This is a genomic window from Kitasatospora sp. NPDC001664, assembly GCF_053596675.1.
Genome location: NZ_JBSFGS010000048.1, coordinates 20,679 through 36,134 on the forward strand (window position 1 = coordinate 20,679; position 15,456 = coordinate 36,134).

The following is a 15,456-nucleotide window of genomic DNA, read 5'->3' on the forward strand; positions in this document are numbered from 1 at the left end:
GTACCACCATGCAGGAGCGCATCCACGAGTTCGTCCTCGCGGCCCTCGCCGAGATGAACTACGACGTCTCCGAGGTCACCGGCGAGACCGACCTGGGCCCGGCCGGGCTCGACCTGGAGTCGCTGGCGCTCGCCGACCTCTCGGTGCAGGTCGAGGACGAGTTCGGCGTCAAGTTCGACCTCGACGAGATGGAGACCACCGCGCTGATGACCCTCGACCAGTTCACGGCCGACGTGGCCCGGCGGGCCGCCGAGGCCGCCGCCACCGCCGGCAGCGCCGCGTGAGCTCCCCCGTGCTGCCGGACCGCGCCGAGGTGGTCGCGATGCTCGCGGCCTTCGGACAGCGGCCCGCCGACAGCGTCCCCGATGCGCTCGGCTCCCTCGAACTCACCTGGCTGACCGCCGAGTTCGAGCAGCGCTACGCCATCGAGCTGGACCTCTCCGATGAGCAGTTCGAGGCCGTTCGCACGGTGGACGACGCCGTCGCCGTCCTGCGGGAAGCCGTCCTCGCCGCCGCTGCCGCCCCCGGGGTCGCCGGCTCATGAGCACCAGCGCACCACCGGCCCACCGGCCGGTGTTCACCGGACTCGGGGTGCTCAGCGCCTTCGGCTCCGGGCTCGCACCGCTCACCGAGGCGGCCGCGCACGGCCGGACCGGCTTCACCGAGGTGACCCGCTTCGACGTGTCCCGGCGTGGCACCACCCGGGCCGCCCTGCTGCCCGGGGCGCCGCCGCTCGCCCGGGCGGTGGCCGGGGTCGTCTCCGAGGCGTGCGGGCAGGCCGGCCTGCCCTCCGGGAGCGGCGACACACCGCTGCTGCTCGCCCTGCACAGCGATCTGCGCACCGGCGAGGTGGCCGAGGCCGTGAGCAAGGGCGCCGCCGCCCTCGGCCTGCCCGAGGTCACCCGGGTCTACACCGGCGCCTGCACGGCGGCCGCCACGGCGGTGGCCGACGCCGCCGCGCTGGTCGCCTCCGGGCGGCACCCCCGGGTGGTGGTCGCGGCCGGGCACCTGGTGGAGCCGGGCGTCTTCGCGGCCTTCGACGCGGGCCGGGCGCTGGCCCGGGACGGGGAGCTCCGGCCGTTCAGCACCGGCCGCACCGGCACCGTGCTGGGCGACGCCGCGGTGGCGGTGGTCGTCGAGGCGGAGACGGCCGCCGAGCGTCGCGGCGCCCGGGCACTGGCCCGGCTGGCCGGCTGGGGCCGGTCGGGGGACGCCCACCACGTCTGCCGTCCGCGGCCCGACGGGGAGGGCGTGGTCCGGGCCGTCCGGTCCGCGCTGGCCCGGGCCGGGGTCTCGCTGGCCGAGGTGGGCTACGTCAACGCCAACGGCACCGGTTCGCCGCTGTCCGACCTGGCCGAGGCGCGAGCCCTGCGCGAGGTGTTCGGCCAGGGGCTGCACCGGCTCCCGGTCAGCTCCAGCAAGTCCGTCCACGGTCATGCCCTGGAGGCCTCCGCACTGCTCGAACTCGCCGTCACCATCGGCGCGTTGGAGAGCGAACGGCTCCCGGTCAACGCCGGCTGGCTGGGCTCCGACCCGGAGATCGGGCTGAACCTCGTGCTCTCCGGTCCGCGCCGGGAGCGCCCCGGCCACGCGCTCAGCCTCAACTCCGCCTTCGGCGGAGCCAACACCGCCCTCCTGGTCGCCGCCGCATGAACCCACCGACCGACGGGCTGCGCACCCTCGCCACCGCGAGCTGGCCACCACCGGAGGGGGACGCCCACCTCCCGCCGCTGCCCGGCTTCATCGCCTCGACCTTCAACCCGCTGGTCGCAGCGGTCGCCGAGCTCTGCCTCACCCGGCACCGGGACGCCTCTCCCGACCGGGCCCCGGCCGGCCGCACCGCCCTGCTGCTCGCCAGTGCCGGAGGCGACCGCGCCACCGCGCTGGCCATCGACACCGCAGCCGCCTCCGGGCGCCGGATGCCGCCGCTGCTGTTCTTCCAGTCCAACCCCAACGCCGTCCTCGGGCACATCGCGGCCCGCTGGGAGCTGGCCGGCCCGGTGGTCGCGATCAGCCCCAGGGAGGCCGCCGCCCCCGGAGAACTCCCGCCGGACGCGCTGGAGTTGGCCGCCCTGCTGCTCGCCGACGGCGACGCCGACCAGGTCCTGGTCATCGCCGCCGAGCAGGCCGTCCGGGACGGGGAGGGCGACCACGGCACCGCCGCCCTGGTCACCTCCGCCTGACGACCCGTCGACCCGCCCCGACCACCCCACCCCGACCGACCCCGACCGACCGCGTCCCCGACGCCGTACACCGCACCCGCATGGCCAGCGCCATGGGAGGGACCCATCACCATGAGCACCCGCACCATCCGCAACGTCCTGGCGAACGACCCGGACGTCGGCGCAGGGAACGTGCTGACCAGCCGGATCGCCCTGGGCATCGGTCTCGACGACCCGCTGCTGACCTTCGACACCGCGGTGGACGGCCGCGCGGCCTGGGAGCCCTTCACCCTGCGCGAGCTCGACCGCGCCGTCCGGGCCCGGGCCGCCGCCCTGCACGCCCTCGGCGTCGGCCGGCGCGACCCGGTGGTGGTGTACGCGACGGCCGCCGCCGACCACGTCCTCTCCTTCCTCGCCCTGGCCCGGCTCGGCGCGATCCCGGCCCTGCTCAACCCCAAGGTGGAGGGCGAGCGCGCCGCCCGCTACATCGCCCGCCTGGGCGCCGTCGGCATCCTCACCGACCCGGAACACCGGGCCGAGCTGGCCGGCCACGACCCGGCCGCCCCGGTGCTCGCCGACGCCGCCGAGCTCGGCTCCGGCGACCCGGACGCGGCGCCCGCGCCGTACCGGCACTCGGCCCAGGACCCGGTGGCGATCACCCACTCCTCCGGCACCACCGGGATGCCGAAGGCGGTGGTCCACTCGCACGCCAGTCTGTACGCGGCGATCCGCCACCGCGCCACGCTGCCCCGCCCGCAGGGCGGCGACCGGATGCTCTCCGCGCTGCCCGCCCCGCACGCGGCCACCGTCATCGCGGTGAACTTCGCGCTCAGCACCCACGGTGAACTCGCCCTGCTGTCCACCCAGTCGGGCGACGACGTGCTCGACGCCATCGAGAGCTGGCAGCCGCGCGGCGTGATCGGCTTCGCCGCCACCTGGGCCGACCTGGCCCACCACGACCTGTCCGCACGGAAGTTGGACACCGTCGCGCTCTGGTGGAACACCGGGGACTGCGCGCACGAGGCGCACATCCGCCGCCTGATCGCCGCCGGCTCCCGGGAGACCGTCACCCGCCAGGGCCGCGGCCGCGAGCCGGGCTCGGTCTTCGTCGACGGCCTGGGCTCCACCGAGATGGGCCACTCGCACTTCTTCATCACCCACGCCCCCGGCACCGAGAAGTACGGCCGCTGCGTCGGCCGCCCGCACACCTTCGTGGACTGCGAGGTGGTCGGCCCGGACGGCGAACCGCTCGGCCCCGGCGAGGTGGGCGAACTCGCCACCGCCTCACCGACCTTGGCGCCCGGCTACTGGAACGACTCGGTCACCACCTACCGCACCCGGCTCCGCGGCCGCTTCCTCACCGGCGACCTGATGTACCGGGACGAGGAGGGCTACTACTACCACGTGGACCGCCTGGTCGACTCGGTCGACCTCGGCGACGGCCACCGGCTCTACACCGCGATGTCCGAGGAGCGGGTGCTGGCCCGCGTCCCCGGCGTGCTCGACTGCACCGTGGTCGCGGTGCGGGACGGCGAGCGGGTGGTCACCGACGTGCTGCTCACCCTGGAGGACGGCGCCGACCCGGCCGCCGACCGCACCGCCGAGGTGGTCGCCGCGCTCGACGGGCCCACCGCCGCCACCGTCCGCTCGGTCCTGGTGGTCGGCGGCGAGGACATCCCGCTCGGCCCGACCGGCAAGGTCCGCAAGGTCCTGCTGCGCGAGCGCTACCTCGCCGCCGTGACCACCCCGGTGGCCGCCCGATGACCGCCACCGCGAGGCGGCCCGGCGCCGTCGTCACCGGGATGGGGCTGGTGACTCCCTTGGGCCGCAAGCCCCTTGAGGTCTTCGAGGCACTCACCGCCGGCCGCTCCGGCATCGTCGCCGTCCCCGAGGGCCACGCCGCCCACGGCTGGCTGCCGTTCGCCGGGATCGCCCCGCACATCGACGGCACCGAAGTGCTGCCGCCCACCGAGACCCGCTGCGTGGACCGCTTCGTCCTGCTGGCCCTGGCCGCCGCCGACGACGCCCTCGCCGACGCCGGCCTGGTGGTCGGCCGCGACGTCGACCCCCGCCGCACCGCCGTGGTGCTGGCCACCGGCGGCGGCGGCCTGGAGACCTTCGAGCAGCAGTCCCACCGCCGGCTGGAGCGCGGCCGGCCCGGCGTCAGCCCGTACCTGCTGCCGGGCATGCTCTCCAACATGGCCACCGCCCGGGTGGCGATCAAGCACGGCATCCGGGGCTTCAGCACCGCGATCGTGACGGCCTGCGCGGCCGGGGCCCAGGCAGTGGCCGAGGGGCTGCGGCTGATCCGGGCGGGCGACGCCGACGTGGTGGTCTGCGGCGGCACCGAATCCTCCCTGCACCCGACCATCGCCGCCGCCTTCACCAACGCCCGGGCGCTGGCCCAGGGTTGGGAGGATCCCGCGCAGGCGAGCCGCCCCTTCGACAGCCGGCGCAACGGCTTCGTGCTGGGCGAGGGCAGCGGGGTGCTGGTGCTGGAGAGCGCCGAGCACGCGGCCGCCCGCGGCGCGGCCGGCTACGCCGAGCTGGTCGGCTGGGGCTCCTCCACCGACGCCCACCACCCGACCATGCCCCGCCCGGACGGCGAGGGCGCGGCCGACGCGATGCGCACCGCCCTGGCGAACGCCGGCCTCGACGCCGCCGAGATCGGCTACGTCAACGCGCACGGCACCGGCACCAAGATCGGTGACGTGGCCGAATCCGCCGCCCTGCGCGCGGTGTTCGGCGAGGACGGCCCCGCCGTCAGCTCCACCAAGGGCGCCACCGGCCACCTGCTGGGCGCGGCCGGGGCCCTGGAGGCGATCGTCTCGGTGCTCGCGGTGGCCCGCGGCCTGCTCCCGCCCACCCTCAACCTGGCCGACCCCGACCCGGCCTGCGCCCTGGACCACGTGCGCGGCGCCGCCCGCCCGGCCGAGCTGCGGTACGCGCTGAGCAACGCCTTCGCGTTCGGCGGCCACAACACCAGCCTGATCTTCGGGCCGACGCCCACCAGCGCCGCCAGGTAGACCGGCCCACCTGCACTCAACTCCTCCCGACCGGAGCCCCGTTGTCCATCCAGACGATCACCCATGTCGAGTACCACTGCGCGGACGCCGCGCAGACCGCCGTCGAACTCCAGACCGCCTACGGCTTCCGGCGCGACGCCGACCAGCCCGCCTGGCACCCGGCGGTGCGCACCGTCCACCTCCACCAGGGCAGCGCCCGCGTCCGCCTGCACTCCAGCGAGAACACCGACCACCCGGTGGCCCGCTACGTCGAGCGGCACGGCGAGGGCGTCGCCGCGCTGGCCCTCGGCTGCGCCGACCCGCAGGCCGCGCTGGAGCGGGCCGAGCGGCACGGCGCCGTGGTGCTCGACCGGGAGGCCCGCCTGATCGCCGGCTTCGGCGACACCGCGCTACGCCTCGTCCCGCTGGAGGAGCCCTCCACCGCTGCGAGCGGCGACCTGCTGGACGCGCTCGACCACGTCGCGATCTGCGTACCGGCCGGTCAACTCGCGGACGCCGTACGGTTCTGCGAGGCCGCGCTCGGCCTGCACCGGATCTTCGGCGAGTACATCGAGGTCGGCGAGCAGGCGATGGACTCCAGCGTGGTGCAGAGCGCCTCCGGGGAGGTCACCTTCACCCTGATCGAGCCCGACACCACCCGCCGGGCCGGGCAGATCGACCGCTTCCTCGCCGACCACGACGGCGCGGGCGTCCAGCACCTGGCCTTCCGCACCGCGGACATCGCCGGCGCCGTGCGCACCGCCCGCGCGCACGGCGTCGAGTTCCTCACCACCCCCGGCACCTACTACGACGCCCTGGCCGAGCGGCTCGGCGGCACCGCGATCCCGGTGGAGACGCTGCGCGAGCTGGACGTCCTGGTGGACCAGGACCACGGCGGCCAGCTGTTCCAGATCTTCGCCCGCTCGACCCACCCCCGGCGGACCTTCTTCCTGGAGCTGATCGAGCGTCAGGGCGCGGGCACCTTCGGCACCGCCAACATCAAGGCCCTCTACGAGGCCGTCGAGCGCCAGCGCGCCACCGCCTCCGTCTGACGCGCCGTCCGACCCGTCTGACGCGCCGTCCGACCCGCCCGCTCCCGAGAGGAAAGCACCATGACCACCACCGCCCCCGCGTTCGTCCTGACCGAGGCCGAGCGCGCCCTGCTGCCCACGCCCGAGGAGGTGGCCGGCTACCGGGAGCACGGCTGGTACCTGTCGAAGAAGCTCTTCACCGACCAGGAGCTCGACACCCTCCAGGCCGCCACCGAGGACTACTACGAGGGCCACCGCGACCGCACCCTCCCCGTCCGGCCGCCGAGGCTGGCCGCCTGGCAGCCGTCCGACGGCCCGGTGCAGCGGCACAACGACTACGTGCACTACGAGAGCGACGCCATCGCCGCGATCCTGCGCAAGCCGCTGGTCGGCGCCGTCGCCGCGCTGCTGGCCGGGGCCGAGGAGATCCGGGTCTTCCAGTCCACCCTGATCCTCAAGCCCCCGATCGCCGGAGAGCCCTCCAACCACGTGCCGTGGCACTTCGACAAGCACTACTGGCACACCTCGACCTCCGACGACATGCTGACCGCCTTCATCCCCTTCCACGACTGCGGGGTGGAGAACGGCACCATCACCATGGTCGACGGCAGCCACCGCTGGCAGGAGCTCCCCTCGCAGGAGGACGCCACCCGGCACTTCGCCCAGCGCGACCGCTCCGAGCTGGACGGGATCCTCGCCGCCAACGCCGCGCACAACGGCGCCGAGGTGGTGAAGGTCCCCGTCGAGATCCCGCGCGGCCACGTCTCCTTCCACCACTGCCGCACCTACCACGGCAGCGGCGCCAACCTGGCCGACACCCCGCGCCGGGCCGTCTCGCTCCACCTCCAGGACGGCGCCAACGAGTACCGCCACGCCACCCGTCCGGACGGCACGCCCGCCTCCTACAACCACGACGTGGTGGTCCGCCGCACCGCCGACGGGCGCCCCGACTACGCCGACCCCGAGATCTGCCCCGTCGTCTGGCAGGGCACCCCGTGAGCGACCTCGGGACCCTCGCGGGACGCTACCGGATGCTGCGCCTGATCCGGGGCTTCGAGGAGCTCGCGCTCGGCCTGGTGAAGTCCGGGGCGATCACCGGCGGCATCCACCCCTACATCGGGCAGGAGGCGGTGGCGGTCGGCGTCTGCGCCGCGCTGCGCCCGCAGGACCGGATCACCTCCACCCACCGGGGCCACGGCCACGTACTCGCCAAGGGCGCGGCCCCGGACCGCCTGCTGGCCGAACTCCTGGGCCGCACCGGCGGGTTGAACCAGGGCCGGGGCGGCTCGATGCACGCCGCCGACTTCTCGCTCGGCATCCTGGGCGCCAACGGCATGGTCGGCGCGGGCGGCGCCATCGCGGTCGGCGCCGCCTGGTCCGCCGTCCAGGCCGGGGAGGACTGGGTCGCCGTCGCCTTCTTCGGCGACGGCGCCCTCAACCAGGGCGTCCTGCTGGAGTCCTTCAACCTGGCCGCGATGTGGAGGCTGCCGGTGCTCTTCGTCTGCGAGGACAACGGCTACGCCACCACCCTGCCCGCCTCGGTGGCGGTGGCCGGCAGCGCCACCGGCCGGGCCGCCGCCTTCGGCATCCCGGCCGTGGAGGTGGACGGGATGGACACCGAGGCCGTCCGCGCGGCCGCCGCCGAGGCGGTCGAACGCGCCTCCGCCGGTGGCGGCCCCGGCTTCCTCCGGTGCCGCACCTACCGCTACGAGGGCCACCACACCATGGAACGGCTGATGAAACTGCACTACCGCACCCCCGAGGAGGTCGACGGCTGGCGCGGCCTCGACCCGCTGCCCCGCGCCGCCGCGCTGCTGCCGCCCGGCCAGGCCGCGGAGCTGGACGCCTCGGTCGCCGAACAGCTGGCGGCCGCTTCTGACTTCGCCCTCGCCTCCGAACTCCCCTCCCCCGACAGTGCGTTGGACCACCTCTACGCCGACGGCCTGCGCCCTCGCCCGGGGGTGCCGGCATGAGGCTCTCCTACACCAAGGCCCTCAACCGGGCCCTCACCGACGCCCTCACCGAGGACCCGGCCGTCTGCGTGTTCGGCGAGGACATCGGCGCCGGCATGGCCGGCCCCACCCTCAACCTGCTCAAGCAGTTCGGCCCCGGCCGGATCGTCGACACCCCGCTCTCCGAGCAGGCCTTCACCTCGATGGCCATCGGCGCCGCACTGACCGGGCGGCGGCCGGTGATCGAGTTCCAGATCCCCTCGCTGCTCTTCCTGGTCTTCGAGCAACTGGTCAACCAGGCACACAAGTTCTCCCTGATGACGGGCGGTCAGGCCTCCGTCCCGCTCACCTGCCTGGTGCCGGGCTCCGGCTCCCGGGACGGCTGGGCCGGCCAGCACTCCGACCACCCCTACAGCCTGTTCGCCCACGCCGGGATGAAGACCGTCGTCCCGGCCACCCCGACCGACGCCTACGGGCTGCTCCGCTCGGCCGTCGCCGACCCGGACCCGGTCGTCGTCTTCGCCCCGGCCGCCGCCCTGGCGGTCCGCGAGACCGTCACCTGGGACCTGGCCCCGATCCCGCTCGGCCAGGCCCGCATCCACCGCGAGGGCACCGACGTCACCGTGGTCGCGGTCGGCCACCTGGTGCACGACGCCCTCGCCGTCGCCGAGGAGCTCGCCCCCGAGATCTCGGTCGAGGTGCTCGACCCACGCACCCTGTACCCCTTCGACTGGGACGCCCTCGCCGCCTCGCTGGAGCGCACCGGCCGCCTGGTGGTGATCGACGACTCCAACCGCAGCTGCGGCATCGGCGCCGAGGTCCTCGCCACGGCCGCCGAGCAGATGCGCCTCACCGCCCCGCCCCGCCGCATCACCCGCCCCGACGGCACCGTGCTCCCCTTCGCCCCCGCCCTCGACCGCGCCCTCCAGCCCCAGCGCGACCAGCTCCGCGACGCCGTCCGCGCCGTGGTGAAGGAACAGCGGTGGTGAGCCCGGCGTGACCACCGCACTACGGTCCGCCACGGCCTCCCCGGCACCGGACCGCACCGGGCAGCCATCCCCCGTTCGGTCGACATAGGCTGGCTCTCGCCACCTCGCCCACACGCCGCCGGAGGGCCGATGACGGGACGCCGCCACCCCGCCCGCCGCAGCGCGGACGACCTGCTGACCGAGCTCGGCCGGCTGACCGCGTCCGCGCTGGAGCAGGCCGAGCTCCAGAAGGCCCGGGTCGAGCTCGCCGAGGCCCTGCAGCGCGAGCTGCTGCCCTCCGCGCTCCCCCAGGTGCCGGGCCTCGGGGCCGCCGCCCGCTACGCCCCGGCCCGGAACGGCCTGAGCATCGGCGGCGACTGGTACGACGGCTTCCTGCTCCCCGACGGCTCGGTGGCCTTCTCGCTGGGCGACGTCCAGGGCCACGACGTGGAGGCGGCCGCCGTGATGGGCCAGGTCCGGGTCGGCCTGCGCGCACTGGCGAGCACCGTCGCCGACCCCGGTGAGGTGCTCTCGCGCGCCAACGACCTGCTGATATCCATGGCCGTCCGGCGCTTCGCCACCTGCGTCTTCCTGCGCTACGACCCGGCCACCGGAGAGCTGTGGCACGCCCGGGCCGGCCACGTCCCGCCGGTCTGGGCCGACGCGGACGGAGCCGTGCACCACCACGACGACGAGGGCGGACCGCCCCTGGGCGTGCTCCCCGGCCAGCGCTACCCGGTCAACCGCCACCGGCTGACCGGGCCGGGCGTGGTCGCCCTGGTCACGGACGGGGTGGTCGAGGGGCCACAGTTCCCGATCGAGGCGGGTCTGGACCGGGTGGCGGCCGTCCTGCACGAGCGCGGCCGGGCCGCCCCGGAGGACCTGGCGACCGAACTGCTGGCCGTGGCCGAACTGACCGGGCACACCGACGACGCCGCCGTCCTGGTGCTCCGTCACGGCTGACGGACCGGCTCCCGGCCCGCCCGACCGCTCTCCGCCCGCCGGTTTGCTCCCCCGCCTGCCGGTGCGCCACCCCACGGACCCCCTTCTCCGCGCGTGTCACCGGCCGGTCCGCCGCCCGGCCGTAGTGTGATGGCTCCTGTGCCGCTGCCCACCGCTCCCCCCACCCGCGACCTCCGCCGCCTGGCGGCCACCGGCGGCCTCCTGCTGGCCGTCACCGCCGTCTACCTGCTGGCCGGACGGCTCGGCCTGATGCAGCAGGTGGTGATCGGCGGGGCGAGGGTCACCCCGCTCTGGCCACCCACCGGCATCGCGCTCGCCGCCCTGCTGCTCTTCGGGCTCCGGGTCTGGCCCGGCGTCGCCCTCGGCGCCTTCCTGGTGATCGCCTCGGGCGGCACCCCGCGCTGGGGCTCCATCGGCATCGTCGCGGGCAACACCCTCGCCCCGGTCGCCGCCTACCTGATGCTCCGTCGGGTCGGCTTCCGGACCGAGCTGGACCGGCTGCGGGACGGGATGGCGCTGGTCTTCCTCGGGGCCTTCGCCGCCATGCTCATCAGCTCCACCGTCGGCGTCGCCGTGCTGGGGCTGAGCGACAGCCTGCCGGACGGCGGCTTCTGGCCCACCTGGTCGGCCTGGTGGGCCGGCGACGCGATGGGGGTCCTGGTGGTCACCCCGCTGCTGCTGGCCCTGCGCATCGTCCGCCTCCCCGACGACCCCGACCTCCTCGACTGGGCCGAGCCCCTGCTCCTCCTGGCCGGGACCGCCACCGTCACGGTCATCGCCACCTCCACCAAACTGAGCGTGCTCTTCCTCGTCTTCCCCTTCCTGATCTGGGCCGCCCTCCGCTTCCAACTCCCCGGCGCCGCACCCTGTGTGGCCATCGTCTCGGTCCTCACCATCACGGCGGCCACCCACCACGCCGGCCCGTTCGCCGACCACGGCCTGGTCGCCGACATGGTGATGCTCCAAGCCCTCAACGCCTGCGCCGCACTCACCGGCCTGCTGCTCTCCGCCATCGTCGCGGAGCAGCGCAGCACCCACCTACGCCTCGAACAGGCCTGCGTCGAACTCGCCGAAGTGGTCCGCCGCCTGGCCCCCACCCACCCCACCGACTGGCTGCCGAACGACGACGACTGAGTTCGACGGGTCTCGCCGAGGTCTGACCGCGCGCGAGTTCTTCGCCTTCATGGGCCGGCGACCAAGCATGGTCGTGGGCAAGAGCTCGTTCGACAGGGTGACCGTCTTCCTTTCCGGCTATGCAACGCACGCCGACCGCCACGGCGGTCCAGACCCTCTCGCCGGCTTCCACGAGTGGCTGGTCGCCCGCCGCGGCCGAGACTGCAACCACGGCTGGCCGGGCCAAGTCCTGCACATCGCTCTGCCCCAAGGATGGGAGGGCATCGGGAACCTCCCACCCGAGGAGGAGCAGCGGGCCATCGCGGTCCTGTTCGAGCTCCTCGACGCCTTCCTCGCCGAACGCGAGGTGGCGGGGAACAGCGAGGCACCAGCGTGACCGCACCGCCAGATCGGTCACGTCCGTTGGAGTGGTGTATCGACGGCCACTCGGTGATCCGGTTTCAGGTTGGGCGATGCGGCGGCGCACGACTGCGGCCAGGTCCTCGTCGTCCGTGACCGTCGCGATCCGGCCCCGCAACTCTCCCCCGGAGCAGCAGCACCTACCGGAAGCACGCACGAGCTATCGGCGGTCTGACACGCTGGCGCCATGGAAGACGAGTCCGCTGGTCGGCAAGCAATCGACGAGGGCACACGTCCCTGCGACTTCTGCGGTCACCCGGTGGCCCTGGACTCGATCGACGAACGCGCCTGCCCTGTCTGCGGGGACGGTCACGACAGCATCCGGAGGACTTCATGAGCTGGGACCTGCTTCTGCTTCCCGCTCCCGCCGGCGCCACCGTGGTCGACGAACTCCCGGACGACTTCCACTCCGACCCCCTGGGTTCACGCGCGCAGGTCGCGGCCGCCCTGCGCGAGCGGGTCCCCGGCATCGGCCTCTCCGATCCGGCCCGGGGGCACCTCGCCGGGCCGGCCTGGTCCGTCGAGGTGAACATCGGCTCCGACGCCCCCGTCGAATCGATCATGCTTCACGTCCGGGGCACCGGCTATGACGCCCTGACGGCCGTGTTCCAGATCGCCGACGCGGCCGGCTGCCGGATCCTCGACATCTCCGAGGGCACCTTCCTCACCCCGCACGACGCCGCCACGCGCAATCGCCCGCAGGACGGGCTTGTGGCCTGGGGCGAGGTGGTCGCCGGGTTCGGAGACGGCGATCAGGTTGCCGCGGGGGTAGCCCCAGTTCTCGAGGCGGTGCTCGGAGGTCAGGCACAGCAGCCGCCCACCGGGGGTGACGGAAACGGTGGCGGCGAACGGGTCGTCGGTCTGCGGCTCGTCGCTCCAGCTGGGCCGATCGTCCATGTGCCAGGCGGCCAGTAGCCGGTCCAGTTCCGGGGTGAACAGGTGGGTGTTGCCGGGCTTGCCGCTCAGCACGAGCGTCCCGTCGGGGAGCAGCGTCAGGCTCTCGCTGCGGCGGACCGTCGAGGTCGGGCCGGCGCCGCCCGGCGCCTCGTGCGTGATCACGGCCGTGGCGCGGGCCTCGCCGTCCGGGCCGTGACGGGTGATCAACTGGCAGATGAAGTCCCGGCCGTCGTCGACCCCGCCATACCGGGTTTGCCGCCACAGGCCGCTGAGTACGTACGTCTCACCGTCCGGAGTACCCACCGCGTGCCGCACCGCACGGTGCCAGTCGCCTGCCTCCGGTTCCAGACCGGTGGCGCTGACCAGGGACGCGGGGACTGTGACCGGGAAGATCGTCATGGGAGACATCCTCGCCCACGGTTGTGCCACCTCCGGCCCCCGGGGCCGGGCCGCCCCAGCCAGCAGTTTGACAAGCCGTCACGCTCACCCGGGCCGTCCTGCTCAGCATCTGAGCCTGCCGGAGCCGGATGTGGGCCTGCGCGGGGCGCTTGGTCCGGGTAGTGGTCGACGGTCAGCGCGGTGCGGCTCCTGCCGAGAAGTCACCGCTGCCGGCGCTGGCCACCGTCCCGCCCGGCCCAATCGCCACCAGGGCCCAGCACTGGCAGCGGCGAGACGGAGGTGGGGGGGCGGAGTCCGTCCAGGTGCTCCGTGTGACTATCCTTCCGAGGTGATCAGAACGCTGCTCCTGCCATTCCGAACTGCTCGACTGGACCGAACCTACGGCCGCACGGAGCTGATAGCCGCCCGCGATGCCATCCGGCGCGGCGACACATCGTCCGTGGTCCATGCGATGGCAGATTTCTCCGACCATAACGTCAGGGCTGATATTGCCTACGTGGCGGCCGAAGAACTGGTGCGTCTGCACGGGACGGAAATCCCCACCTCACTCCAGCACTCGTTTGAGAACCTGGCAGACGACGCGAATTCCTGGACGCTTCGCGGAGCCCATGAGGTTCTGAGGGCATGGCAGATTCGCGGGTATGCGCGGGCCAGCCAGACGGACCAAGCCGCGTTCCGCGGGTTCCGGGACACCCTCCAGGGCGCCGAGCAGATCTGCTACACAGCCGCAGGTTACGCTCCCGAGGACCCGCTGCCATGGGTCTTTCTCGTGCACATGGCCCGAGGCCAGCAGATCGGCCCCCGCCGGACGCTGGAGCGGTTCGCCGAACTGGACCGCCGCAGTCCAGCTCACCTGCACGGAAACGAACAGATGGTCCTCTCCTTGTCCCCGAAGTGGGGCACCCCGTTCCCGGTGCTGCAGAACGCCATCGAGGAGCAGCGCAGCACCGCTCCGGCCGGATCGCCCGTGCACCTGAACATCGTGCAGGCCTACATCGAGCTATGGTTCGACAGCCCCGCCAGTGAGCGGCTCGGGGTGACTGCCAAGTACTCCATACGAAACACGATCGAAAAGGCCGTCGACGGATGGCTTGAGCACGGGAACATCGAAGGCCAGCACGCACTGCACAACTACTGCGCCTTCTGGTATTCACTCACGGGACAGCACGACCGGGCAAAGCCACATTTTGAGGCAGCAGCTGGATATATCAAGGCATTCCCCTGGTCCTACCACCTGTTCCCGGTGCGCAGCTTCCAGAAGAGCAGCCGGGCGGCCAGGAAAGCCTGAAAAGCGCGTTCTGCCCTGGCCAGAGGTGTTCGGTAATTGCTGCGGGGGCGGTCACCATTACATCATCCGGAGGACTTCATGAGCTGGGACCTGCTTCTGCTTCCCGCTCCCGCCGACGTCACCGCGGTCGACGAACTCCCGGACGGCTTCCGCTCCGACCCCCTGGGCTCACGCGAGCACGTCGCGGCCGCCCTGCGCGAGCGGATCCCCGGCATCGACCTCACCGATCCGGCCTGGGGACACCTCGCCGGCCCGGCCTGGTCCGTCGAGGTGAACATCGGCTCCGACGACCCCGTCGAATCGATCATGCTGCACGTCCGGGGAACCGGCTATGACGCCCTGACGGCCGTGTTCCGGATCGCCGACGCGGTCGGCTGCCGGGTCCTCGACATCTCCGAGGGCACCTTCCTTGCCTCGCACGACGCCGCCACAAGCTCGCACGCCTTCCAGGACCACCGGGACGGCGTCATACGCGAGGCCTGACCAACCCAGCCCACAGCGGCGTGCGTACACCTGACCAGGTGACTACTTGTCACACCGGGCAGGGAGATCAGTTGTCTGCCCACAAGGCATTCGACTGACCGTCAGAACGGATCTCGGCGGCTCTGGCGCGAGTTCCGTGATCGGCGCGATCCCCTGGTCAGCCCGTGGTGGCCATAGGGCATGCTGGTGCGGTGAGTGATCCCCAGACAGAGTGGCAGGCGTGGCTGAACGGCCTGGATGCCAAGTCGCAGGCCCTGGCACTGTCGTTGCGTGCCCAGCTCGATGCTCTTGGTGCGGCTGACGCTGCGGACTGGGTCAGGTCGGAGTTGAGCGAGGACTTGCCGCAGCTCGCCCGGTTCATGCTGCTCCGAAGCCTGTGGCGTAGTCCGATCAACGACTGGGCCGATCCGGGTGCCCTCGATCAACTCCCAGCCGCCAAGCGGCTCCTTGCCGCCGGCGCGGACCGGGCCGACCTGGTTCTCCTGGCTCGGGCAGTGGCCTATGAGTCGGTGTTCACGACGCTAGACGAGCTTGACGCCGGCGGTGATGTGAACGCCTCGGGCGTCGAAGTCGGCTGGAGGGTGATGGAGACCGGGGAGGACCTCTCTCCGACGGGGCGCGTCTTCGCGGGTCTGCACGAGGATCTCCTCACGATGGATCCCAGTGGGCGTGACGGAGCTGACCTGTGGCGATAGGGCAGTCCCCTGACTGACTGCCCAGCCCTCACGGCCGGGTGAGGAGCACGCGCCTGCGGAGGAGGTCGAGCTTCGCTCGG

17 protein-coding genes are annotated in these 15,456 nt (G+C 73.2%); 16 read left to right on the plus strand and 1 reads right to left on the minus strand.

Annotated elements, in window-relative coordinates; translation table 11 throughout:
- The first annotated feature begins 8 nt into the window (after positions 1-8).
- The 13 genes from ACWCYY_RS38480 (at position 9) to ACWCYY_RS38540 (ending at position 11,591) form a co-directional block, all read left to right on the plus strand.
- On the plus strand, positions 9-284 hold the full coding sequence (locus ACWCYY_RS38480; RefSeq protein ID WP_345281638.1) for an acyl carrier protein: 276 nt from the start codon (positions 9-11) through the stop codon (positions 282-284).
- Positions 281-544, plus strand: coding sequence for an acyl carrier protein (locus ACWCYY_RS38485; RefSeq protein WP_345281636.1), 264 nt, complete (start codon positions 281-283; stop codon positions 542-544). The genes ACWCYY_RS38480 and ACWCYY_RS38485 overlap by 4 nt, the downstream gene beginning before the upstream one ends.
- The gene (locus ACWCYY_RS38490; protein ID WP_449798702.1) at positions 541-1,653 is read left to right on the plus strand and encodes a beta-ketoacyl synthase N-terminal-like domain-containing protein; all 1,113 of its coding nucleotides are present in this window, start codon (positions 541-543) and stop codon (positions 1,651-1,653) included. The genes ACWCYY_RS38485 and ACWCYY_RS38490 overlap by 4 nt, the downstream gene beginning before the upstream one ends.
- A complete protein-coding gene (locus ACWCYY_RS38495; RefSeq protein ID WP_449798703.1) occupies positions 1,650-2,183 on the plus strand; it encodes a beta-ketoacyl synthase chain length factor in 534 nt (177 codons plus the stop codon). The genes ACWCYY_RS38490 and ACWCYY_RS38495 overlap by 4 nt, the downstream gene beginning before the upstream one ends.
- 111 nt (positions 2,184-2,294) lie before the next feature.
- Entirely contained in the window at positions 2,295-3,926 is a 1,632-nt protein-coding gene (locus ACWCYY_RS38500; protein ID WP_449798704.1) for a class I adenylate-forming enzyme family protein, read from the plus strand.
- Entirely contained in the window at positions 3,923-5,188 is a 1,266-nt protein-coding gene (locus ACWCYY_RS38505) for a beta-ketoacyl-[acyl-carrier-protein] synthase family protein (protein ID WP_449798705.1), read from the plus strand. Before ACWCYY_RS38500 ends, ACWCYY_RS38505 begins: the two co-directional genes overlap by 4 nt.
- 41 nt (positions 5,189-5,229) lie before the next feature.
- Positions 5,230-6,219, plus strand: coding sequence for a 4-hydroxyphenylpyruvate dioxygenase (gene hppD / locus ACWCYY_RS38510; RefSeq protein WP_345281626.1), 990 nt, complete (start codon positions 5,230-5,232; stop codon positions 6,217-6,219).
- 60 nt (positions 6,220-6,279) lie between these two features.
- The gene (locus ACWCYY_RS38515; RefSeq protein ID WP_345281625.1) at positions 6,280-7,197 is read left to right on the plus strand and encodes a phytanoyl-CoA dioxygenase family protein; all 918 of its coding nucleotides are present in this window, start codon (positions 6,280-6,282) and stop codon (positions 7,195-7,197) included.
- Positions 7,194-8,171 (plus strand): thiamine pyrophosphate-dependent dehydrogenase E1 component subunit alpha, encoded by a 978-nt coding sequence (locus ACWCYY_RS38520; RefSeq protein WP_449798706.1) that lies wholly within the window; start codon positions 7,194-7,196, stop codon positions 8,169-8,171. Before ACWCYY_RS38515 ends, ACWCYY_RS38520 begins: the two co-directional genes overlap by 4 nt.
- Entirely contained in the window at positions 8,168-9,139 is a 972-nt protein-coding gene (locus tag ACWCYY_RS38525; RefSeq protein WP_449798707.1) for an alpha-ketoacid dehydrogenase subunit beta, read from the plus strand. The genes ACWCYY_RS38520 and ACWCYY_RS38525 overlap by 4 nt, the downstream gene beginning before the upstream one ends.
- A 129-nt stretch (positions 9,140-9,268) precedes the next feature.
- A complete protein-coding gene (locus ACWCYY_RS38530) occupies positions 9,269-10,081 on the plus strand; it encodes a PP2C family protein-serine/threonine phosphatase (protein WP_449798708.1) in 813 nt (270 codons plus the stop codon).
- Between the two features lie 129 nt (positions 10,082-10,210).
- Entirely contained in the window at positions 10,211-11,215 is a 1,005-nt protein-coding gene (locus ACWCYY_RS38535; RefSeq protein WP_345281617.1) for an MASE1 domain-containing protein, read from the plus strand.
- A 67-nt stretch (positions 11,216-11,282) separates the two neighbouring features.
- Complete coding sequence (locus ACWCYY_RS38540) at positions 11,283-11,591, plus strand: hypothetical protein (RefSeq protein ID WP_449798709.1); 309 nt, start codon at positions 11,283-11,285, stop codon at positions 11,589-11,591.
- Between the two features lie 446 nt (positions 11,592-12,037).
- Here the strand turns inward: ACWCYY_RS38540 and ACWCYY_RS38545 are convergent, their stop codons facing one another.
- Positions 12,038-12,910, minus strand: coding sequence for a hypothetical protein (locus ACWCYY_RS38545; protein WP_449798710.1), 873 nt, complete (start codon positions 12,908-12,910; stop codon positions 12,038-12,040).
- Between the two features lie 328 nt (positions 12,911-13,238).
- Here ACWCYY_RS38545 and ACWCYY_RS38550 point away from each other — a divergent pair, with 328 nt between their 5' ends.
- The 3 genes from ACWCYY_RS38550 to ACWCYY_RS38560 all read left to right on the plus strand — a co-directional run bounded on the left by ACWCYY_RS38550 (position 13,239) and on the right by ACWCYY_RS38560 (position 15,376).
- A complete protein-coding gene (locus ACWCYY_RS38550; RefSeq protein WP_449798711.1) occupies positions 13,239-14,198 on the plus strand; it encodes a hypothetical protein in 960 nt (319 codons plus the stop codon).
- 78 nt (positions 14,199-14,276) lie between these two features.
- The gene (locus tag ACWCYY_RS38555) at positions 14,277-14,681 is read left to right on the plus strand and encodes a hypothetical protein (RefSeq protein ID WP_449798712.1); all 405 of its coding nucleotides are present in this window, start codon (positions 14,277-14,279) and stop codon (positions 14,679-14,681) included.
- Positions 14,682-14,872: 191 nt separating this feature from the next.
- A complete protein-coding gene (locus tag ACWCYY_RS38560) occupies positions 14,873-15,376 on the plus strand; it encodes a hypothetical protein (protein WP_449798713.1) in 504 nt (167 codons plus the stop codon).
- Positions 15,377-15,456 lie beyond the last annotated feature (80 nt).